Origin of the sequence: Streptomyces sp. RKAG337 (assembly GCF_023701715.1) — a bacterium.
Taxonomy (GTDB): Bacteria; Actinomycetota; Actinomycetes; order Streptomycetales; family Streptomycetaceae; genus Actinacidiphila.
This window is the reverse complement of the sequence record NZ_JAJOZA010000001.1, coordinates 5515276-5536132: the sequence shown is the minus strand read 5'-3', so window position 1 is coordinate 5536132 and position 20857 is coordinate 5515276. Positions and strand designations below refer to the sequence as shown.

Annotated in this window: 19 protein-coding genes, 1 pseudogene and 1 riboswitch; of the genes and pseudogenes, 9 read left to right on the top strand and 11 right to left on the bottom strand. The window is 71.8% G+C overall.

Annotated features, from left to right (window positions below; translation table 11 throughout):
* Positions 1 to 34 precede the first annotated feature (34 nt).
* The 3 genes from LNW73_RS24550 to LNW73_RS24540 all read left to right on the top strand — a co-directional run bounded on the left by LNW73_RS24550 (position 35) and on the right by LNW73_RS24540 (position 3065).
* Positions 35 to 649, top strand: a complete 615-nt coding sequence (locus tag LNW73_RS24550; RefSeq protein ID WP_285391575.1) for a TetR/AcrR family transcriptional regulator — start codon at positions 35 to 37, stop codon at positions 647 to 649.
* A 294-nt stretch (positions 650 to 943) separates the two neighbouring features.
* Positions 944 to 1543, top strand: coding sequence for a DUF4126 domain-containing protein (locus tag LNW73_RS24545; RefSeq protein WP_250975442.1), 600 nt, complete (start codon positions 944 to 946; stop codon positions 1541 to 1543).
* Between the two features lie 49 nt (positions 1544 to 1592).
* Complete coding sequence (locus LNW73_RS24540; protein WP_250991408.1) at positions 1593 to 3065, top strand: phytoene desaturase family protein; 1473 nt, start codon at positions 1593 to 1595, stop codon at positions 3063 to 3065.
* A gap of 43 nt (positions 3066 to 3108) precedes the next feature.
* Here the strand turns inward: LNW73_RS24540 and LNW73_RS24535 are convergent, their stop codons facing one another.
* From LNW73_RS24535 to LNW73_RS24515, 5 genes are all read right to left on the bottom strand, one after another.
* The gene (locus LNW73_RS24535) at positions 3109 to 3912 is read right to left on the bottom strand and encodes a hypothetical protein (RefSeq protein ID WP_250991407.1); all 804 of its coding nucleotides are present in this window, start codon (positions 3910 to 3912) and stop codon (positions 3109 to 3111) included.
* A 27-nt stretch (positions 3913 to 3939) separates the two neighbouring features.
* The gene (gene metF, locus LNW73_RS24530) at positions 3940 to 4857 is read right to left on the bottom strand and encodes a methylenetetrahydrofolate reductase [NAD(P)H] (RefSeq protein ID WP_250975445.1); all 918 of its coding nucleotides are present in this window, start codon (positions 4855 to 4857) and stop codon (positions 3940 to 3942) included.
* A gap of 200 nt (positions 4858 to 5057) precedes the next feature.
* A complete protein-coding gene (gene thiE / locus LNW73_RS24525; RefSeq protein WP_250991406.1) occupies positions 5058 to 5717 on the bottom strand; it encodes a thiamine phosphate synthase in 660 nt (219 codons plus the stop codon).
* Between the two features lie 59 nt (positions 5718 to 5776).
* Positions 5777 to 6142 carry an Rv2175c family DNA-binding protein gene (locus LNW73_RS24520; RefSeq protein WP_250975447.1) on the bottom strand — a complete coding sequence of 122 codons (366 nt, stop codon included), beginning with the start codon at positions 6140 to 6142 and terminating at the stop codon, positions 5777 to 5779.
* A 100-nt stretch (positions 6143 to 6242) separates the two neighbouring features.
* A complete protein-coding gene (locus tag LNW73_RS24515; RefSeq protein ID WP_250993023.1) occupies positions 6243 to 7433 on the bottom strand; it encodes an NAD(P)/FAD-dependent oxidoreductase in 1191 nt (396 codons plus the stop codon).
* Positions 7434 to 7612: 179 nt separating this feature from the next.
* A riboswitch (TPP riboswitch) is annotated at positions 7613 to 7726 on the top strand.
* Between LNW73_RS24515 and thiO the strand changes: the two genes are divergently transcribed.
* From thiO to LNW73_RS24490, 4 genes and pseudogenes are all read left to right on the top strand, one after another.
* Complete coding sequence (gene thiO, locus LNW73_RS24510; protein WP_250991405.1) at positions 7723 to 8883, top strand: glycine oxidase ThiO; 1161 nt, start codon at positions 7723 to 7725, stop codon at positions 8881 to 8883. It overlaps the preceding riboswitch by 4 nt.
* 200 nt (positions 8884 to 9083) lie before the next feature.
* Positions 9084 to 9914 carry a thiazole synthase gene (locus LNW73_RS24500; RefSeq protein WP_374118278.1) on the top strand — a complete coding sequence of 277 codons (831 nt, stop codon included), beginning with the start codon at positions 9084 to 9086 and terminating at the stop codon, positions 9912 to 9914.
* Positions 9915 to 10088: 174 nt separating this feature from the next.
* A pseudogene (gene pknB / locus LNW73_RS24495) lies at positions 10089 to 12079 on the top strand (Stk1 family PASTA domain-containing Ser/Thr kinase).
* Complete coding sequence (locus tag LNW73_RS24490; RefSeq protein WP_250991404.1) at positions 12067 to 12945, top strand: deoxyribonuclease IV; 879 nt, start codon at positions 12067 to 12069, stop codon at positions 12943 to 12945. Before pknB ends, LNW73_RS24490 begins: the two are co-directional and overlap by 13 nt.
* A 45-nt stretch (positions 12946 to 12990) precedes the next feature.
* Here LNW73_RS24490 and LNW73_RS24485 read toward each other — a convergent pair whose 3' ends face one another.
* The gene (locus LNW73_RS24485) at positions 12991 to 13605 is read right to left on the bottom strand and encodes a sulfite oxidase-like oxidoreductase (RefSeq protein WP_164296255.1); all 615 of its coding nucleotides are present in this window, start codon (positions 13603 to 13605) and stop codon (positions 12991 to 12993) included.
* A 163-nt stretch (positions 13606 to 13768) separates the two neighbouring features.
* Here LNW73_RS24485 and bfr point away from each other — a divergent pair, with 163 nt between their 5' ends.
* Positions 13769 to 14248: a bacterioferritin gene (gene bfr / locus LNW73_RS24480; protein WP_250975451.1), complete on the top strand. Its 480-nt coding sequence runs from the start codon at positions 13769 to 13771 to the stop codon at positions 14246 to 14248.
* 36 nt (positions 14249 to 14284) lie between these two features.
* Here the strand turns inward: bfr and LNW73_RS24475 are convergent, their stop codons facing one another.
* Positions 14285 to 14521, bottom strand: a complete 237-nt coding sequence (locus LNW73_RS24475; RefSeq protein ID WP_250991403.1) for a (2Fe-2S)-binding protein — start codon at positions 14519 to 14521, stop codon at positions 14285 to 14287.
* A 126-nt stretch (positions 14522 to 14647) separates the two neighbouring features.
* Entirely contained in the window at positions 14648 to 15997 is a 1350-nt protein-coding gene (locus LNW73_RS24470; protein ID WP_250975453.1) for a class II 3-deoxy-7-phosphoheptulonate synthase, read from the bottom strand.
* 268 nt (positions 15998 to 16265) lie between these two features.
* On the opposite strand from LNW73_RS24470, the gene LNW73_RS24465 reads away from it, so the two are divergent.
* Positions 16266 to 18266 (top strand): anthranilate synthase family protein, encoded by a 2001-nt coding sequence (locus LNW73_RS24465; protein WP_250991402.1) that lies wholly within the window; start codon positions 16266 to 16268, stop codon positions 18264 to 18266.
* On the opposite strand, the gene LNW73_RS24460 is transcribed toward LNW73_RS24465, so the two are convergent.
* The 3 genes from LNW73_RS24460 to LNW73_RS24450 all read right to left on the bottom strand — a co-directional run bounded on the left by LNW73_RS24460 (position 18250) and on the right by LNW73_RS24450 (position 20806).
* Positions 18250 to 18876: a uridine kinase family protein gene (locus LNW73_RS24460; protein WP_250975455.1), complete on the bottom strand. Its 627-nt coding sequence runs from the start codon at positions 18874 to 18876 to the stop codon at positions 18250 to 18252. The genes LNW73_RS24465 and LNW73_RS24460 overlap by 17 nt on opposite strands.
* Positions 18877 to 18997: 121 nt before the next feature.
* Positions 18998 to 20026 carry a 6-phosphofructokinase gene (locus tag LNW73_RS24455; RefSeq protein WP_250991401.1) on the bottom strand — a complete coding sequence of 343 codons (1029 nt, stop codon included), beginning with the start codon at positions 20024 to 20026 and terminating at the stop codon, positions 18998 to 19000.
* A 102-nt stretch (positions 20027 to 20128) separates the two neighbouring features.
* Positions 20129 to 20806, bottom strand: a complete 678-nt coding sequence (locus LNW73_RS24450) for a response regulator (RefSeq protein ID WP_250991400.1) — start codon at positions 20804 to 20806, stop codon at positions 20129 to 20131.
* Positions 20807 to 20857 lie beyond the last annotated feature (51 nt).

Here is a 20857-nt window from a genome sequence, read left to right as displayed (position 1 = left end):
GACGGGGCCGCCCCGGGCAGGGACAATCGACGCCATGACCACCGCACGTCGTCAGGCCACGCGGCAGAAGCTCTACGAGGCCGCCGTCACACTCATCGCCGAGCAGGGCTTCTCCGCCACCACGGTGGAGGAGATCGCCGAGCGGGCCGGCGTCGCCAAGGGCACCGTCTACTACAACTTCGCCAGCAAGAACGAGTTGTTCGAGCAGCTGCTCCAGCACGGCGTCGGGCTGCTCACCGTCTCGCTGCGGGACGCGGCGGACGAGGTGGCCGCGCGCGGCGGCACCCGGGTCGACGCGCTGGACGCGCAGATCCGGGCCGGGCTGGCGTTCATCGCCCGCTACCCGTCCTTCACCCAGCTGTACGTCGCCGAGCTGTGGCGGACCAACCGCGCCTGGCAGGACACGCTGATGATGGTCCGCCAGGAGGCGGTCGCGGTGGTGGAGAAGGTGCTGCGCGAGGCGGTGGACAACGGGGAGCTCAGCGACGAGATCGACGTCCCGCTCACCGCGTCCGCGCTCTTCGGGATGGTGCTGGTCGCCGCCCTGGACTGGCAGGCGTTCCAGTCGCACCGCAGCATCGACGACGTGCACTCCGCCCTGTCCCGGCTGCTGCAGGGCCGGGTCAGCGGCGACTCCCGGCGGACATGACGGGATCGGGATGGCTGAGCGGACCTGAGTGAGCGCTGTTCTGGCACGTCCCGATCCCCCTTCGGACCGTGCCAGAACAGCGCTACCCGTACACCCCCGTTACGTCCGGGCCGCCCCTGCTCCGCCGCCCCGTGTCGGCGGTACCGGCACCGCGCCCGTCCGTGCCCCTACCTTCCCCCGAACGGGGGCCGGCGCCCATCCGCGCTCCTACTCAAGTCTTCGTCTAGGTACCGGTACTCATAACTGCGTGGTTTCGCCCCCGCCCCCTGTGGACGGTTCGCTACGATCCGGATCATGTCGGTACTTCCGCTCGTGTTCACCAGCGGCTGGGCGAGCGGGATCAACGCCTACGCCGTGGTGTTCCTGCTCGGCCTGATGGGGGCGACCGGGGTCACCGACGAGGTACCCGCGTCGCTGGAGCGGCCCGATGTGCTGATCGTGGCCGGGGTGCTGTTCCTGTGCGAGGCGGTCGCCGACAAGATCCCGTTCGTGGACTCGGCGTGGGACGTGGTGCACACCGTCATCCGCCCGGTCGCCGGCGCGGTGGTCGCGGCGCTGCTCGCCGGGCAGAACGGCTCGCTGCCGGAGCTGGCCGCGGCCGCGGTGGGCGGCTCCACGGCGCTCGCCAGCCATCTCGTCAAGGCCGGTACGCGGATAGCGGTCAACACCTCGCCGGAACCGGCCAGCAACATCGTCCTCAGCCTCGCCGAGGACCTCGGCGTCTCCGCGATCATCGTCTTCGCGCTCTTCCACCCGCTCGCCGCCGCGATCATCGCGGGCACGCTACTGGTGCTCGGCATCATCACGGTCGTCTTCCTGTTCTCCCGGATCCGCCGCTTCCTGCGCCGCTGGAAGGCCCGGCGCGCGGAGAAGCGGCTGGCCGCGCCGACCTGAGACGACCTGCGGGACGGCGCTGTCGGTGCCGCCCGATACAGTCCCTGACATGGCACGGATCGCGGTAATCGGCGCGGGTATGGGGGCAATGGCGACGGCGGCCCGGCTGGCCGTCGGCGGCCACCGGGTGGCGGTCTACGAGCGCTCGGCGACGTACGGCGGAGCCGTCGGAAGGTTCGCCAGGGACGGCTTCACCTTCGACACCGGCCCCGGTCTGCTCCAACTGCCCGCCGTCTACCGCGATCTGTTCGTCAAGACCGGCAAGGAGCCGCTGGAGAGCCGCGTCGGCCTGACGCAGGTCGATCCGGCGAGCCGCCATCTCTTCCCGGACGGCACGGACGTGTCGCTGCCCAACGCCACCCGCGCCGGCGTCATCAGCGCGCTGGACGGCGCGTTCGGCGCCGGCGCCGGAGAGCGCTGGAGCGAGGTGACCGGCCGGGCCCGCGAGGTCTGGGAGGCCACCCGCCGCCCGCTCCTGGAGGACGCCCTGGCGGCCGACACCACCCCGCTGGGCCGCGACCCGTACCCCGCCGTGCGGCGCGGGCTGTTCCGCCGCGGCGCCCCGACCCTCGCCTCCGTCGCCGAACGCGAGCTGGCCGACCCGCGGGCGGCCGCCCTGCTGACGAGTTACGCCCTCGCGTACGGCTTCGACCCGCGCACCGTCCCGGCGAGCGCCACCGTGCTGCCGTACATGGAGCAGACCTTCGGCGCCTGGTACGTGAGCGGCGGTATGCGGGCCCTCGCCGACGCGGTGTACGAGCGGTGCCTGGCGCGCAAGGTCGAGTTCCACTTCGGCGCCGGGGTCCTCGGTGTCAGGACCGCGGCGGACGGCCCGGCCTGCGGTCTCGACCTCGCCGACGGGCAGCGGATCGACGCCGACACGGTGGTCGCGGGGGCACCCCTGCCCGCGCCCGGCGAGTCCGGCCCCCGGGCCGCGGGAAGCATGCCCGGCAGGTTCGTGGTGTGCCTGGCGCTGCGCGGGTCCCGGCCGGCGGGCACCGCGCACCGCACCGTGGTGCACGCGGCGGACGGCCGCGCGGAGTGGGAGTCCGTCTTCTCCGGCGCCGGGCCCTGCGACTCCCCGACCGTGACGGTGCTGCGTCCCGACGACCCGTCGACGGTCCCCGCCGCGTCGCACGAGGCGGTGACCCTCCAGGTCACCGTGGCGACGACGGCCGGCGGGGTGGACTGGGCGGCGCCGGGCGCCGCCGCGGGCTTCGCCGAGCGGGTGGTGAAGGCCGCCGAGGCGGCCGTTCCCGGTCTGCGCGAGCGGGAGTTGTGGCGGGCGGTGCGCACCCCCGCCGACACCGAGCGGGAGACCGGCGCCCCGGGCGGCGCGGTGCCCGGCCCCGCCCTGGCGGGCGCGGGCGGTCTGCACCTCCACCCGGCCAACCGCTCCGCCGTCCCCGGGCTGTACTCCGTGGGCGGCTGGTCCCACCCCGGCGGCGGCCTGGCGCACGCCGGCATGTCGGGCGCGATCGTCGCCGACCTGATCGCGGGCGGCCCGGGCGGCAGCCGCTGAGGCCTGTCCGCCCCAGAGCGGGTGTCAGGACCTGGTAGGGGTCCTAGTAGCGATAGGGGTCGTACGGATCCGCGTACTGCGACTGCTCGTACTGCGGTTGCTGGGGCTGCTGCGGGATGTACGCCTGCTGCTGCGGGTCGTACTGCGGCTCGGCGGACTGCTGCTGCGGGACCCAGACACCGCCGGGCGGCGTGTCGTAGCCGAACTCGTGGTCGTACTGCGGGGTGTACTGCTGCTGGCCCGGGTCCTGGTAGGGAGCCGCGTAGGCGGGGTCGTAGTCCTGCTGGCCGCCCCACGCGTAGGCGTCCGCCGCCGCGGGCTGCGGCTGCTGCTCGCCGCCACCGCCCCAGCCCTCGTAGCCCTGGGCGCCGTAGCCCTCGTAGCCACCGCTGGTGTACGGGTCGGGGGTGTAGGACGACTGGCCGTCGTAGATCCCGTACTCGCCGGTGTCGTCGAGCACCGGCATCGCCTGGTAGACCGTCGCCAACTCGGGTCCCTCGGCGACCTCTTCGACCGGGCTGACCTCGAGGACGGGTTCGCCCGCCCCGGCGCCCGCACCGCGGGTGCCCTTCCGGCGGCGGCTGGAGCCGGGGCTGCCGCCGAGCGCCCAGCCGGTGGAGAAGCCCTGCCGGTAGGACATCGTCACGAACGTCTGGCCGGTGCCGAACGCGATCGCGCCGACCGCGATGACGATCGCGTTGCGGAGCGAGACCCCGCCGACCACACCCAGGAAACCCGCGAACGCGAGCAGCCGCCAGCGCAGCCGCGCCTTGTACTGCAGCAGCACCTCACCGAGCAGCCACAGCGCGACCACGCCGAACGCGATGTAGAGCAGCGTGTAGCCCATGTCCGCACTTCCTCACCTTACGAGCGGTCACGACCTCTGGTGCAGACCGAGATTCTCGTAGATTTCCAGCGACGCCGTGGAATGGTTAAGAGTAATGAAGTGGAGTCCGGGGATGTCCTCCGCCATCAGGCGCCGGCACATCTCGGTCGTGAACTCGATGCCGATCGCCCGCACCGCCGCCGGATCGTCCTTCACCGCGAGGATACGGTCCGCCAGCTCCGGCGGGAAAGGCGCGTTGCCCAGCTGAGCGAAGCGCTCGATCTGCCGCACATTGGTGACCGGCATGACCTCGGGAATGATCGGAGTCGTGCAGCCTGCGGCGGCCACCCGGTCACGCAGCCGGAAGTAGTCGTCCGCGTCGAAGAACATCTGGGTGATCGCGAAGTCGGCCCCGGCGCGGCACTTGTCGACGAAGTTCCGGGTGTCGGACTCCCAGTCGGTGGAGCGCGGGTGCATCTCGGTGAACGCCGCGACGCCGACGCAGAAGTCGCCGGACTCCTTGATCAGCCGGACCAGGTCGGCGGCGTACAGCAGGCCCTCGGGGTGCTTGACCCACTCGCCGAGCGGGTCGCCGGGCGGGTCGCCGCGCACCGCGAGGATGTTCCGGATCCCGGCGTCGGCGTACTGCCCGATGATGTTGCGCAGCTCGGCGATCGAGTGGTTGACCGCCGTCAGGTGCGCGACCGGGGTCAGGGTGGTGTCGGAGACGATCCGGTCGGTGGCGCGGACGGTGCCCTCGCGGGACGATCCGCCGGCTCCATAGGTCACGGACACGAAGGTCGGCCCTACCGCCTCGATGCGGCGGATGGCGTTCCAGAGCGTCCGCTCGCCCTTCTCGGTCTTCGGCGCGGCGAACTCGAACGAATACGACCGCTCGCCGGACGCGAGAAGTTCACGAATGGTGACCGCGTGATCGGTCCGGGTGGAAGCTGTCCCAAGGGCCATACCCGAAGGGTATCCGCGCCTCGCGACCGCCCGTAACCAGGACGGGCGATTTATCCGCTTGCGCCCCACCCTCGTCCATCCTTTGGACACGCGCTGGTGACGCGCGGGGTACGGGGTGGACGCCTGTCGGACACCCGGTGGCCGATCACGATCGGTCAGAGCGTGACCGGGCGGTTGCGGGCGCGCAGCGGGGGGAGCGCTCAGCCGTCGTACGAGGTGACGATCTTCGCCAGGGCGGCCGCCGCCGCGGCCGGGTCGTCGGCCTCGGTGATCGCCCGGACGACGACGATCCGCCGGGCCCCGGCCTCCAGCACCTGCTCGACGTTGGTCAGGTCGATCCCGCCGATCGCGAACCAGGGCCGGCCGGTCTCCAGCGAGGCCGCGTACCGCACCAGGTCCAGGCCGGGCGCGTGCCGGCCGGGCTTGGTCGGGGTGGGCCAGACCGGTCCGGTGCAGAAGTAGTCCGCGCCGGGCTCCACGGCGGCGGCCGCCGCCTCGGACTCCGCGTGGCAGGACCGTCCGATGACCACGTCCTCGCCGAGGATCGCCCGGGCGGCGGATACCGGCAGGTCGCCCTGGCCCAGGTGCAGCACGTCCGCGCCCGACGCGTGCGCGACATCCGCCCGGTCGTTCACCGCGAGCAGCTTTCCGTGCCGGCGGCACGCGTCGGCCAGGACCGCGAGCGCGTCCAGCTCGTCGCGGGCCTCGATCCCCTTGGCGCGCAGCTGGATGACGTCGACGTCCGAGCCCAGCACCGCGTCCGCGAACTCGGCGAGGTCGCCCCGGCCGGTCCTGGCGTCGGTGCACAGGTACAGCCGGGCGTCGGCGAACCGCTCACGGACGGTGTTCGGCGTGGTCATGGTGCGCTCCCCCTCGGTACGGCGGGTCCTGCTGCCCTCACGGGCCTGGGCGGACGGCTCTACAGGGCGAGCGCCTGGGCGCGGCGCTTCACCTCGGTCCCGCGGTTCTCCTTCAGCGCCTGGATGGGCGTGCCGGGCAGCGTCGGGTCCGCGGCGAACAGCCACTCCAGCGCCTCTTCGTCGCTGAAGCCGTTGTCCTTGAGGACCGTCAGCAGGCCGGGCAGGCCCTTGACGATGCTTCCCTCGCCGATGAAGTCGGCGGGGACCATCAGGACCCGGTTCTCACCGCGGCGGATCGCCAGGAACAGCTTCTCCTTGATCATCGGGCGGACCCGGGTGATGGGCACACCCAGTCGCTCGGCGACCTCGGGGAGGTTCAGCCAGGAAGGTACGAGGGCATCAATCTTTGCGTCGATCTCGGTCACGGGACAAGCGTGCCATCCCCGACGGGCACCCGCGTACCGGTTCGCCGCCGCCGGGCCTGACGGTTTGACCACAATTGCCGCGCAGACCCGCTTTTGGCCGCTACACGCCGGCGGGGCTGTTGCCCGGAGTGGGCTGTACCGCGGTCTTGAGCGGGACCGCGGGGTCGGCGACGAGGCCCGGGTCGAGGTGGGCGCCGCGTTCGATGAGCTTGCGGCCCTGGGCGAGGTCGCGCGGGCGGCCGACGGCGAGCAGCGCCGCGAGCACCCCGTCCCGCAGCCAGCAGACGGACCAGGCGGGCCCCGTCAGGTCGCCGCGCAGCAGCATGGTGTCGGTGGCGGAGTGGTGCCCGGCGTACTGCACGAAACGGCCGAACTGCTCGGACCAGAAGTACGGGACCGGGTCGTACACCTCGTCGCCGCCCAGCACGTTGGCGGCGGCGGCGCGCGGCCCCTGGACCGCGTTGTCCCAGTGGTGGACGAGCAGCCGCTCGCCGAAGCGCCCGGACGGGAAGGACGCGCAGTCCCCCACCGCGAAGACATCGGTGACGGAGGTCCGCAGCCGGTCGTCCGCCAGCACCGAGCGGTCGGGTCCCAGGGCGACGCCGGAGCCCGCCAGCCAGCCGGTGGCCGGCCGGGCGCCGATGCCGACGACGACGGCCCCGGCCCGCAGCCGCCTCCCGTCGGCGAGCAGCACCGCGCCGGGCTCGACGGCCGCGACCGCGGTCCCGGTGATCAGTTCGGCGCCCGCGTCCGCGTACCAGCCGCGCATGTGGTCGGTGACCGAGCCCGGCAGGACTCCGGCCAGCGGCCGGTCGGCCGCCTCGACGACGGTCACCGCGCAGCCCGCCTGGCGGGCCGCCGTGGCGAACTCCGCGCCGATCCAGCCCGCCCCGACCACGACGACATCGCGCTTCTCGTCGAGCACCGGCCGCAGCTCGGCGGCGTCGTCCAGGGTGCGCAGCATGAAGACGCCCGGGATGCCCTCGCTGCCGGGCAGTGCCACCGGATGGGCGCCGGTGGCGAGCACCAGCCGGTCGTACCGGACCGTTCCCTCGTCGGTGACGACGTGCCGTTCCGCGGGGCGCAGCGCGCTCACGTGCCGGCCGAGCAGCAACTCGACGCCGAGGCCGTTGAAGTCCACGTCGAAGGGCGAGCCCTCGGCCGTGCCGAGGAGTACGGACTTGGACAGCGGCGGGCGGTCGTACGGTGCGTGCGGTTCGGCGCCGAGCAGCGTGATGTCACCGCGCCACCCCTGTTCCCGCAACGACACAGCGGTCTGCACTCCGGCCATCCCGGCCCCGACGATCACTGCGCGCTCGGCGCTTGGCTGGCTCACACGATCACCGTAACGCCCCAATGATTACCGGCAGGCCACCAGTGCGAAATCCGATCCCCCTGTCTCGTGCTCCCCTCTCGCCCACCCCGTGCTCCCTTACCGCTGCTCGGGCCCGCGTACTAGGGTGGCGGGGCTAACGCACTCGCGGGAGCCCGGACGTACCGGGCTGAGAGGGCGGCTGACCGGCCGCCGACCGTACGAACCTGATCCGGGTCATGCCGGCGAAGGGAGGAGCGGGACACTCATGCATCCATCTCGCCACCGCTACGACGTCCTGGTCGTGGGCGGCGGAATCATCGGACTCGTCACGGCCTGGCGCGCCGCGCAGCGCGGGCTGCGCACCGCGGTCGCCGACCCGGCGCCGGGCGGCGGCGCCGCACACGTCGCGGCCGGCATGCTGGCGGCCGTCACCGAGCTGCAGTACGGCGAGCAGACGCTGCTCGACCTCAACCTCGCGTCGGCCCGCCGCTATCCGTCCTTCGCCGCCGAGCTCGAGGACGCCACCGGGCTGGGCCTCGGCTACCGGCGGTGCGGCACGCTCGCCGTCGCCCTGGACGCCGACGACCGCGCCGACCTGCGCGAACTGCACACCTTCCAGACATCGCTGGGGCTGCGGTCCGAGTGGCTGTCCGGCCGGGAGTGCCGCCGGCTGGAGCCGATGCTGGCGCCCGGTGTGCGGGGCGGCCTGCGCGTCGACGGCGACCACCAGGTCGATCCGCGCCGGCTGGCCGCCGCGCTGCTGCGCGCGGCCGAACTCGCGGGTGTGGCCCTGCACCGGAGCTCCGTGGCCCGGATCGAGACCGTCAGGGACCACGCCACCGGCGCGGTGCTGGACGACGGCACCGTGCTCGCCGCCGAGCAGACCGTGCTCGCGGCGGGCAGCCGCAGCGGCGTTCTGCCGGGCATCCCCGAGCACGCACTGCCGCCGGTCCGCCCGGTCAAGGGGCAGATCCTGCGGCTGCGCATCCCGCCCGGCTACGCGCCGTTCCTCTCCCGCACGGTGCGGGCCGTGGTGCGCGGCGGCCATGTCTATCTCGTGCCGCGCGAGAACGGCGAGCTCGTCGTGGGCGCGACCAGCGAGGAACTCGGCTGGGACACCACGGTCACCGCGGGCGGCGTCTACGAACTGCTGCGCGACGCCCACGAGCTGGTGCCGGGGCTCACCGAACTGCCGCTGGTCGAGACCCTCGCGGGGCTGCGCCCCGGCTCCCCCGACAACGCCCCGCTGCTCGGCCGCAGCGCGCTGCCCGGTCTGCTGCTGGCCACCGGCCACCACCGCAACGGTGTGCTGCTGACCCCGGTGACCGGCGACATCATGGCCGAGCTGCTCACGACGGGTTCGGTGCCCGAGTCGGCCCGGCCCTTCTCCCCCGCACGCTTCACGCTTCAGGAGCAGCCCGCATGACCGTCTCCGTCAACGGTGAGGCCCGCGAGATCACCGAGGGCCTGACCCTCGACCGGCTCGTCGCCTCCCTGACCGCCGCCCCTCGGGCGTCGCCGCCGCTCTCAACGAGACCGTCGTCCCCCGCAGCCGCTGGACCACCACCGCACTCGCCGACGGCGACCGCGTCGAGGTCCTCACCGCCGTCCAGGGAGGCTGATCCCGTGCCGCACCCCCCGCACACGGCCGGTGCCGCCGACGACACCCTGCGGATCGCCGGCGTCCCGTTCACCTCCCGGCTGATCATGGGCACCGGCGGTGCGCCCAGCCTGGACATCCTCGAACAGGCGCTGCTCGCCTCCGGTACCGAACTCACCACGGTGGCAATGCGCCGCCTCGACCCGGCGACGAAGGGCTCCGTGCTCTCCGTGCTGGGCAGGCACGGCATCCGGGTCCTGCCGAACACGGCGGGCTGCTTCACCGCCGGCGAGGCCGTCCTCACCGCGCGGCTGGCCCGCGAGGCGCTGGGCACCGACTGGATCAAGCTGGAGGTCATCGCCGACGAGCGCACCCTGCTGCCCGACACCGTCGAGCTGCTGGACGCCGCCGAGACGCTGGTCGACGACGGATTCACCGTCCTGCCCTACACCAACGACGATCCGGTGCTGGCCCGCAAGCTGGAGGACGTCGGCTGTGCGGCGATCATGCCGCTGGGGTCGCCGATCGGCTCCGGGCTCGGCATCCGCAATCCGCACAACTTCCAGCTGATCACCGAGCGGGCGGGCGTCCCGGTCATCCTCGACGCCGGGGCCGGCACCGCGTCCGACGCGGCGTTCGCCATGGAGCTGGGGTGCGCCGCCGTCATGCTGGCGTCGGCGGTGACCCGCGCCCAGCAGCCGGTTCTCATGGCGGGGGCCATGCGGCACGGGGTGGCGGCGGGGCGGCTCGCGTTCCGGGCCGGACGCATCCCCCGCCGGCACTACGCCGCCGCGTCGTCCCCCGTCGAGGGCGTCGCCGCGTTCGATCCCGAGCGGCCCGCCTTCAGCGGGGCCTGAGCCCCGGCCCGCTCCAGCCGGCGGATCCGGGTCCCGTGCCGGGTTCCGGTCCGCCGCCTGGAGCGCTCCCACCGGGGCGGACGGTCACGGTTGCGTCCCGGATCGCTACGGGCGGGACACAGTACGGCCGTGTTCGGCGAGACGGGTCGGCGACGGCTCGTAGACTTCCGTGTCGTGGATACGACCCTGCAGGACCCCCTCGTCGGGCAGACGCTCGATGGCCGCTACCGGGTCGAGGCGCGCATCGCCGTCGGCGGTATGGCCACGGTCTACCGGGCTGTGGACACCCGCCTCGACCGTGTGCTCGCGCTGAAGGTGATGCACCCCGGGCTGGCGGCCGACGCCGGTTTCGTCGACCGCTTCATCCGTGAGGCCAAGGCGGTGGCCCGGCTGGCGCACCCGAATGTCGTCGGCGTGTACGACCAGGGCACGGACGGCACGTTCGTGTACCTGGCCATGGAGTACATCGCGGGCTGCACGCTGCGCGACGTGCTGCGCGAGCGCGGCGCCCTGCAGCCACGTGCCGCACTGGACATCCTCGAGCCGGTGCTGGCCGCGCTCGGCGCCGCGCACCGGGCCGGGCTCATCCACCGGGACGTGAAGCCGGAGAACGTCCTGATCGGCGACGACGGCCGGGTGAAGGTCGTGGACTTCGGCCTGGTCCGGGCGGTCGACACCAACACCAGCGTGACGACCGGCTCGGTGCTGGGCACGGTCTCGTACCTCGCGCCGGAGCAGATCGAGCACGGCACCATAGACCAGCGCACCGACGTGTACGCCTGCGGCGTGCTGCTGTACGAGATGCTGACCGGCGGGAAGCCGCACACCGGCGGCACGCCGATGCAGGTGATCTTCCATGTGCTGAACGAGGACATCGCCCCGCCGTCCGAGGCGGTCCCCGGGCTGGCGCCCGTGCTGGACGCGCTGGTCGGCCGGGCCGCCGCGCGTGACCCGCAGCTGCGCCCCGCCGACGCCGTGGAGCTGCTCGCGCAGCTGCACACCACCCGTCAGGCGCTGAGCCAGGAGCAGCTGGACCTGGTGCCGCCGCGGGCGGTGCGGGACGCGCAGGAGCCGCAGGACGCCGTTCCGGGCACCGGCTGGCAGAAGGACTCGCCCGGCGCGCCGGGCGGCGACGAGGAGCAGACCAGCGTCATCGCCCGGCCGGTCCTGCCGGCCGAGGAGGAGCTCAACCGCACGAGCGTTCTGCAGCTTCCGCCTCCGCTGCCGCCGGTGCCGGCCGGCTCCCCGGGACCGTCGGGACCGGCGGGGCACCGTCCGCCCCGGCGCGGACCGCGGCGCGGTGTGCTCGCGGTGATCGTGGCGGCGCTGCTGATCCTCGGGGTCGGGGCCGGCGTCTGGTACATCAGCGACGGCCAGTTCACCAAGGTCCCGGCCGTCCTGGCGCTGCCGCAGGCGGACGCCCAGCAGAGGCTCGACCACGCGGGGCTGCACACGAAGGTCACCACCTCCTTCAGCCTCACCGTCCCCCGCGGCCAGGTGATCTCCACCGATCCCGGACCGGGCCGGCGCGTCCGCAACAACGCCGACGTCACGCTGACGGTGTCCAAGGGGCCGCAGGAGGTCCACGTTCCCGATGTCACCGGCAAGACGCTGGCCGTGGCGCAGGAGCAGATCAAGGGCGCGGCGCTGACGCCGGGCACGGTGACGCAGGAGTTCACGGAGGACGTGCCCAAGGGCGCCGTGATCTCCACGGACCCGCCGGCCGGTACGAAGCGCTCGCCGGACGCCGTCGTGTCGATCGTCGTCAGCAAGGGCGCCGCGGTGGACGTCCCCGACGTGATCGGGGACTCGGTCGCCGACGCCCAGCAGGCGCTGCAGGACGCCGGACTCACCGTCGTGCTCGCCCCGGAGAAGGTCTTCTCGGACGTGGCCGACAAGGACAAGGTGGCCCTCCAGACCCCCGGCAAGGGCGCCCAGGCGGGCGAGGGCGACACCGTCACGATCACGATCTCCCAGGGACAGCAGCTCTTCCCGGTGCCGGATGTGAAGGGCAGGAGCGCGGGCGAGGCCAAGCAGATCCTCAAGGACGCGGGCTTCGACATCCGGGTGATGCACGCGTTCTTCGGCGACACCGTGTTCAGCCAGTCGCCGGAAGGGGCGGGCAGGCGCCCAAGGGCGCCACGATCACCGTGTGGGTGCGGTGAACCGCAATCCCGTCGGCGGCCATGTGCACGTGGCCGGCGGCCTCGCGACCGTCGGGCTGGCCAACGCCGAGCGGCTGACGGCCGAGGCCGTCCAGGTCTTCGTGGCCAACCCGCGCGGCTGGGCCACCCCGCCCGGCGATCCGCGGCAGGACGAGCTGTTCCGCGCGGGCCGCGCCGCCACATCGGTGCCCGCGTACGTCCACGCCCCGTACCTGATCAACTTCGGCTCGGACACCGCGGCGACGGTCGAGAAGTCGGTGGAGTCGTTGCGCCACTCGCTGCGCAGGGGCCGGGAGATCGGCGCGCTGGGCGTGGTGGTGCACACCGGGTCAGCGACGGGCGGGCGGCCCCGCTCGGCGGCTCTGGCACAGGTGCGGGAGCACATGCTGCCGCTGCTGGACGAGCTCACGCACGACGACGACCCGTGGCTGCTGCTGGAGCCGACGGCGGGCCAGGGCGCCTCGCTCTGCTCGCTGATCGAGGACCTGGGCCCGTACGCCGACGCCCTGGACCGGCACCCGAAGCTGGGGGTCTGCCTCGACACCTGCCACGCCTTCGCGGCCGGGCACGACATGGCGGCGCCCGGCGGGATGAAGCTGCTGCTCGACGAGCTGGTGGACACCGTCGGCGAGGGGCGGCTGCGGCTGATCCACGCCAACGACTCCAAGGACGTGAGCGGCGCCCACAAGGACCGGCACGAGAACATCGGGGCCGGCCACATCGGCGCCGAACCGTTCCGCGAGCTGTTCCACCACCCCGCCACCGCCGGGGTCCCGCTGATCATCGAGACACCGGGCGGGCCCGAGGGCCATGCCACGGACGTGGCGCTCCTGAAGGCGCTGAGGGACGGTCCGCAGGACGGATAACCCCTTACGGGAGTACCCCATAGGGGTATACGGGCGGACCGCCGGTCAGAGCTCCGGGCCGTCCCCCGGCTCCTCCTGGTAGGAGTAGCGCTGCTCCGACCAGGGGCTGCCGACGTTGTGATAGCCGCGCTCCTCCCAGAAGCCGCGGCGGTCGGCGGTCATGTACTCCACGCCCCTGACCCATTTGGGCCCCTTCCAGGCGTAAAGGTGCGGGACCACCAGCCGGGCCGGGAAACCGTGCTCCGCGGTCAGCGGTTCGCCACCCTTGTGGGTGGCGAATATCGACTTGTCGTCGGAAAAGTCCTCGATCCGGAGATTCGAGCTGAAGCCGTACTCCGCCCACACCATCACGTGCGTGACGCCGGGCGCCGGTGGCGCGAGCCGCAGTACCGTCGCGGCGGAGACCCCGCCCCACTCCATGCCGACCATGCTGAACTTCGTCACGCAGTGGAAGTCGGCCTTCACGATCGAGTACGGCAGCGCCGAGAACTCCTCGTGGTTCCAGCAGTGTTTGTCCCCGTCGGCCGTGTTCCCGAAGACCCGGAACTCCCACCGGTCCGGCTTGAAACGCGGCACGGGACCGTAGTGGGTGACCGGCCAGCCCCGTTGTAGCCGCTGCCCCGGGGGAAGCTCTCCCGCACGGCTTTCGGACTGACCCATGACTCCATGGTGACAGACCGGACCCAGTGCTTCTGACCGGGCTACGCCCGATTCGGGACCGCCGGTCCCCACCGGATGTAAGCGTGCACTTACTGGATCAGCCGTGCCCGCAGTGCAAAGATGCGGCCATCTTGTCGATTCCCTTTGGAAGGACGGCGTTGCCATGCAGGGCGACCCCGAGGTCATCGAGTTCCTCAACGAACAGCTGACCGCAGAGCTGACCGCGATCAACCAGTACTTCCTGCACGCGAAGATGCAGGAGAACTTCGGCTGGACGAAGCTCGCGAAATACACCCGCTCGGAATCCATCGACGAGATGAAGCACGCGGAACTGCTGACCGACCGCATCCTCTTCCTCGACGGCCTGCCGAACTACCAGCGGCTGTTCCATGTGCGGGTGGGCCAGACGGTCACCGAGATGTTCCAGGCCGACCGCCAGGTCGAGGTCGAGGCCATCGACCGCCTCAAGCGCGGCATCGAGGTCATGCGGACCAAGGGCGACATCACCTCGGCGAACATCTTCGAGTCGATCCTCGCCGACGAGGAGCACCACATCGACTACCTCGACACCCAGCTCGAACTGGTGGAGAAGCTGGGCGAGCCGCTCTACATCGCCCAGCTCATCGAGCAACCGGAGAGCTGACCGGCGGAGGGCCCGGCCCCCGGCCCCGGCGAAAGTTCAGGCCGCTTCGGCCATCGTGGATTCGGTGGCGGCCAGCTTCGCCGTCGCAGGCTCAGCCGCAGGCGTCGCCGTACGGCCGAGCAGTGCCTGGATGCGCTTGACGCACGACCCGCAGTCGGTGCCGGCCTTGCAGGCCGAGGCGAGTTTGCGGGGGCTGCAGGCGCCGGAATCCGCGTGCTGCTTGACCTGCTGCTCGGTGATGCCGAAGCAAGAGCACACGTACACGCGGTTCACCCCTCTCGGGCGCCTGGGCTGAGGTTACCCTTACCTTACCCGGCGCGTCCGTAGGTGAAAAGCGGCAAGGGGCGCGGATCTGTGTGATCCGCGCCCCTTGTGCCGTCTGCCGGCCGTCCGCCAGGACTACTGGCCCCGGTACATCTCCGCGACCAGGAACGCCAGGTCCAGCGACTGGCTGCGGTTGAGCCGCGGGTCGCAGGCCGTCTCGTAGCGCTGGTGCAGGTCGTCGACGAAGATCTCGTCGCCGCCGCCCACGCACTCGGTGACATCGTCACCGGTCAGCTCGACGTGGATGCCGCCCGGGTGGGTGCCGAGGCCCTTGTGGACCTCGAAGAAGCCCTTGACCTCGTCGAGCACGTCGTCGAAGCGCCGCGTCTTGTGGCCGGACGCCGCCTCGTAGGTGTTGCCGTGCATCGGGTCGGTCACCCACGCCACCTGCGCGCCCGAGGCCGTGACCTTCTCGACCAGCGTCGGGAGCTTGTCGCGGACCTTGTCGGCGCCCATGCGGACGATGAACGTCAGCCGGCCCGGCTCACGGTCCGGGTCCAGCCGGTCGATGTACGTCAGCGCCTCTTCGGGCGTCGTCGTCGGGCCGAGCTTGATGCCGATCGGGTTGCGGATCTTCGAGGCGAACTCGATGTGCGCCCCGTCGAGCTGCCGGGTGCGCTCGCCGATCCACACCATGTGGCCCGACGTGTCGTACAACGAGCCGGTCCGCGAGTCGACGCGGGTCAGCGACGACTCGTAGTCCAGCAGCAGCGCCTCGTGCGAGGCGTAGAACTCCACGGTCCGGAACTCGGCGGGGTCGGTCCCGCACGCCGCCATGAAGTTCAGCGCGTTGTCGATCTCGCGGGCCAGCGCCTCGTAGCGCTGGCCGGACGGCGAGGACTTCACGAAGTCCTGGTTCCAGGCGTGCACCTGGCGCAGGTCCGCGTAGCCACCGGTGGTGAAGGCCCGCACCAGGTTGAGCGTCGAGGCGGACGCGTTGTACATCCGCTTGAGCCGCTCGGGGTCCGGGACCCGCTCCTTCTCGGTGAAGGCGAAGCCGTTGACCGAGTCACCGCGGTACGTCGGCAGGGTCACGCCGTCGCGGGTCTCGGTCGGCTTGGAGCGCGGCTTGGAGTACTGGCCGGCGATCCGGCCCACCTTCACGACCGGCACGGAAGCCGCGTACGTCAGCACCGCGCCCATCTGCAGGAGCGTCTTGAGCTTGTTGCGGATCTGGTCCGCGGACACGGCGTCGAAGGCCTCGGCGCAGTCGCCGCCCTGCAGCAGGAACGCCTCGCCGCGGGCGACAGCCCCCAGGCGGGTACGCAGCTGATCGCACTCGCCGGCGAAGACGAGAGGCGGATACGACTCGAGCTCCGCGAGCACAGTGCGCAGCGCCTCGGAGTCGGGGTACTCGGGCTGCTGCGCCGCGGGAAGGGATCGCCAGGTGTTTCCACCGGCTGCGGGGTTAGCGTTCACGGTCACACGACCACACTACGGGGTGACGACACGCGGAATCCGACGCCGCCCATTGGATGAGACGAGATGAGACGAGCCCCACGGCGCCGTCCACCGTGCGTTAGGGTTCCGACCATGTTCGCGCAACAGCACACCAACTGGTGGTGGCCCGCTCAACCGGCGGCCCACCTCATCGCGCGTACGTAACGACTCACCGCGAAGGCCGCCCAAGGGGCGGCCTTTTCTGTTTTCCCGGCCGCTCCCTCCGTTGTCCCGATCATCGGAAGGACCCGCCGTGCATCCCGTCCCCGGCACCGAAACCACCGCCACCGCCCTCGTCGAGCGGCTGCTCTCCCCCGGCTGCCCACCGTTCGCCCTGCTCCGCCGCCGCACCCCGGGCCGCGACGCCGACCTCGTCGAAGTGCTCCTCGGGCCGGTCACCGAGGCCGGCCGGCTGCGGGACATCACCCTGCCGGACGGTGCACCGGGTGCCGGCCCGGCGCTGGACGCGCTCGCGCTGGTGCCGTTCCGGCAGATCCGCGAACGCGGCTTCGACGTGCGGGACGACGGGACGCCGCTGGCCGTGCTGCGGCCCGACGAGACGTACGAGCTGCCGCTGGCGGACGTCCTCGCCGCGCTCCCGGACCAGGAGGTGACGGTCGACGACGGTGCGTTCGACGTGGACGACGACACCTACGCCGGGATCGTGGAGCGGGTGATCGAGGACGAGATCGGCCGCGGCGAGGGCGCCAACTTCGTGATCCGGCGGACGTTCCGGGGGCAGATCGCGGGCTACGGGCCGGGCTCCGCGCTCGCCCTGTTCCGGAAGCTGCTCAGCGGTGAGCGCGGCGCGTACTGGACGTATGTCGTGCACACCCCGGACCGCACGCTGGTGGGCGCCAGCCCCGAGGTGCATGTGCGGATGGCGGGCGGCACGGTCGTGATGAACCCGATCAGCGGCACCTACCGCTATCCCGTCACCGGGCCGGACCCCGAGGGGCTGCTCGCCTTCCTCCACGACCCCAAGGAGGTGGAGGAGCTGACGATGGTGGTCGACGAGGAACTGAAGATGATGTGCACCGTCGGCGACCTCGGCGGTGTGGTGGTCGGGCCGCGGCTCAAGGAGATGGCCCACCTCGCGCACACCGAGTACGAGTTGCGCGGCCGCACCACCATGGACGTACGGGACGTGCTGCGCGAGACGATGTTCGCCGCGACCGTCACCGGCTCGCCGGTGCAGAACGCCTGCCGCGTCATCGAGCGGTACGAAGATCAGGAGGGTGGGCGCGAAGCGCTTCAGAACAAGGGTGGTGGTGGGCGACGGGCGGGCGGGCGCGGCTACTACGCGGGCGCGCTGGCCCTGATCGGGCGGGACGCGGCCGGGACCAGGACGCTGGACTCGCCGATCCTGATCAGGACCGCGGACATCGACCCCGGCGGGCAGCTGAAGGTGCCGGTCGGCGCGACGCTGGTCCGGCACTCCGACCCGCGCGGCGAGGTCGCCGAGACGCACGCAAAGGCGGCCGGGGTCCTCACCGCGCTCGGTGTGCGGCCGGCCCCCGAGCGCGCGCCCGAACCCGCGTACCGGCTGGCCGACGACATCAGGGTGCGGGCCGCGCTGGACGCCCGGCGGGCGAATCTGGCGCCGTTCTGGCTGCGGATGCAGGTCGAGCCGTCCCCGGCCGACCGGCTCGCGCTGTCGGCGCACGCGCTGGTGATCGACGCGGAGGACACCTTCACCGCGATGCTCGCGCATGTGCTGCGCTCGTCCGGGCTGGGCGTCACCGTACGGCGCTACGACGAGCCGGGCCTGCGGGACGCGGCGCTGTCCCACGACGGTCCGGTCGTGCTCGGTCCCGGCCCCGGCAATCCGGCCGACGCCTCCGACCCGAAGATGCGCTTCCTGCGCACCCTCGCCGCCGACCTGGTCAGGGGTCACCGGCAGGGGCTGCTCGGGGTGTGCCTGGGCCAGGAGCTGCTCGCGGCGGAGCTGGGGCTGGACATCGTGCGCAAGGACGTCCCCTTCCAGGGCGCCCAGGAGCACATCGACTTCTTCGGCCGGCCGGAGACCGTCGGGTTCTACAACACCTTCACGGCGCGCTGCGACGACGCGACCGCCGAGGAGCTCGCCACCCACCGGGTGGAACTGAGCCGCGACCCGGTCACCGGCGATGTGCACGCGATGCGCGGGCCGGGGTTCGCGGGCGTGCAGTTCCACCCCGAGTCGGTGCTCACCCTGAACGGCACCGCGATCGCGGCGGAGCTGCTGGCGGCCGTGCTCACGCCGTCTCGCTGAACGCCGAGGCGTCCAGCACGGGGTCGGCGAGGACGGGGCCGACCAGCATCATGACCTCGGCGATCATCCGGAACTCGTCGGCGGTGCCGTCGACCACCAGGTCGGCCAGGGCCCGGGAGGGGGCGACATGCGCGGCATGCCGCTCCCTCCCGGTCTCCAGGTAGTTCAGCAGCGACAGCCGCGGGTCCTGCCGCTGGACGTCGATCTTGCGGAGGATCTTGCGGGCCAGCCGGATGTCGTCGGGGGTGTCGACGTACACCCGCCAGGTCGCCCGGCCGGCGACCGACGGCAGGGTGAGGGCGAACAGGCCCTCGACGACGACCAGCCGGTGCCGGCCCGAAGTGGCCGCGGCCTCGATCGCCGCGACCACCGCGAGCTCGTCGATCGAGCCGGGATGGTTCCAGTCCAGGACCTCGGACCCGCTCGCGCTGACCGTGCGCACCCCGCGCACGGTGTCGTGCGCGGGCACGTAGAAGTCATCGAGGTGGATCAGACCGATGGTCTCGTGATGGTGCAGCGACAGCGCCTCGGCAAGGGTTGACTTGCCCGATGCGGTGCCGCCTGCGACCGCCAGTACAGGTGTGCGCCACCTGTTCGTCACACCCGTCATACCGGGCGCTCCTCATGTGCTCAAAGGGGGAAAACGAAGCGGCCGGACAAGCCGGGTGGACGGAGAATAAGGCGCACTGATCGTCCGCTGCAAGCAGCAATGTTTCCGCGATGTTCAAGGTTCAGCCAAAGAAGACCCCGGCCTCCGTGTAGAGCTTCGGATCGACGGTCTTGATCCGGGCGGTGGCCTCCGCGATCGGCACCCGGACGATGTCCGTACCGCGCAGCGCGACCATCTTCCCGAAGTCCCCGTCGCGTACCGCGTCGATGGCGTGCAGCCCGAACCTGGTGGCCAGCCAGCGGTCGAACGCACTGGGCGTTCCACCGCGCTGGACGTGCCCGAGCACCGTGGTGCGGGCCTCCTTGCCGGTGCGCTTCTCGATCTCCTTGGCGAGCCATTCGCCCACGCCGGAGAGCCGGACATGGCCGAACGAGTCCAGGGTGCCGTCCTTCAGCACCATGTCCCCGTCCTTGGGCATGGCGCCTTCCGCGACGACCACGATGGGCGCGTAACGGATCTTGAACCGGCTCTCCACCCAGCCGCAGACCTGCTCGACGTCGAAGCGCTGTTCCGGGATGAGGATGACGTTGGCCCCGCCGGCCAGCCCCGAGTGCAGGGCTATCCAGCCGGCGTGCCGGCCCATCACCTCGACGACGAGGACACGCATGTGCGATTCGGCAGTCGTGTGCAGCCGGTCGATCGCCTCGGTGGCGATGTTGACCGCCGTGTCGAAGCCGAAGGTGTAGTCGGTGGCGGACAGGTCGTTGTCGATGGTCTTGGGAACGCCGACGCACGGAATGCCGTGCTCGTCGGAGAGGGTCGCGGCCACCCCCAGGGTGTCCTCGCCGCCGATCACGATGAGCGCGTCGACGTCGAAGGCGGCGAGGTTCTCCCTGACCCGGCGGATACCGTCCTCGACCTTGAGCGGATTGGTGCGCGAGGAACCGAGGATGGTGCCGCCGCGCGGCAGGATGCCCCGCACGGCGGGGATGTCGAGCGGCACGGTGTCGCCTTCGAGGGGACCCCGCCAGCCGTCCCTGAAGCCGAGGAACCCGTAGTCGTACTCCTGGACACCTTTGCGGACGATCGCCCGGATGACCGCGTTGAGACCGGGGCAGTCACCACCACCGGTCAGTACTCCGACCCGCATGGACTCTTCCCTTCGCCAGCACTGCGTTGCATTGCCTTACCGGGAACCAACTCGGGCAACGCTAGCGTGACTTGGGTCACATGCGGGATGGGGCGAACGGGGTCATTCGCCGTCGAGGCCGCGCTCGATCGCGTAACGCACCAGTTCCACCCGGTTGTGGAGCTGCAGCTTGCCGAGGGTGTTCTGGACGTGGTTCTGCACGGTGCGGTGCGAGATGACGAGCCGTTCCGCGATCTGCTTGTAGCTCAGGCCCTTCGCGACCAGGCGCAGCACCTCCGTCTCACGGTCCGTCAGCCGGGGCGCCTCGGGCTCGTCCGAGGACGCGGGGGCGGGGTCGGAGGCCAGCCGCCGGTACTCGCCCAGGACCAGCCCGGCCAGGCCCGGGGTGAAGACCGGATCGCCGATCGCCGTTCTGCGGACCGCCTCCACGAGCTCGTCGCGGCCGGCGGACTTCAGCAGATAGCCGGTGGCACCGGACTTCACGGCCTCCAGCACGTCCTCGTGCTCGCCGCTCGCCGACAGCACCAGCACCCGCAGCGCGGGATTGTCCGCGACCACGTCCTTGCACACCTGCACTCCGGACATCCCCGGCAGGTTGAGGTCCAGCACGATCACCTCGGGCATCGCCGCCTTGGCCCGGCGCACGGCCTCCGGCCCGTCCCCGGCCGTCGCCACCACCTGGTAGCCGGCCTCGGACAGGTCCCGGGCGACCGCGTCCCGCCACATCGGGTGGTCGTCGACCACCATCACCTTCACGGTGTGGTCCTGCTCGGGTTGCATGTCCCCCGCCATGTGACTGCCTCTCGTCCGGCCGAATCTCCGTGCCGGGGC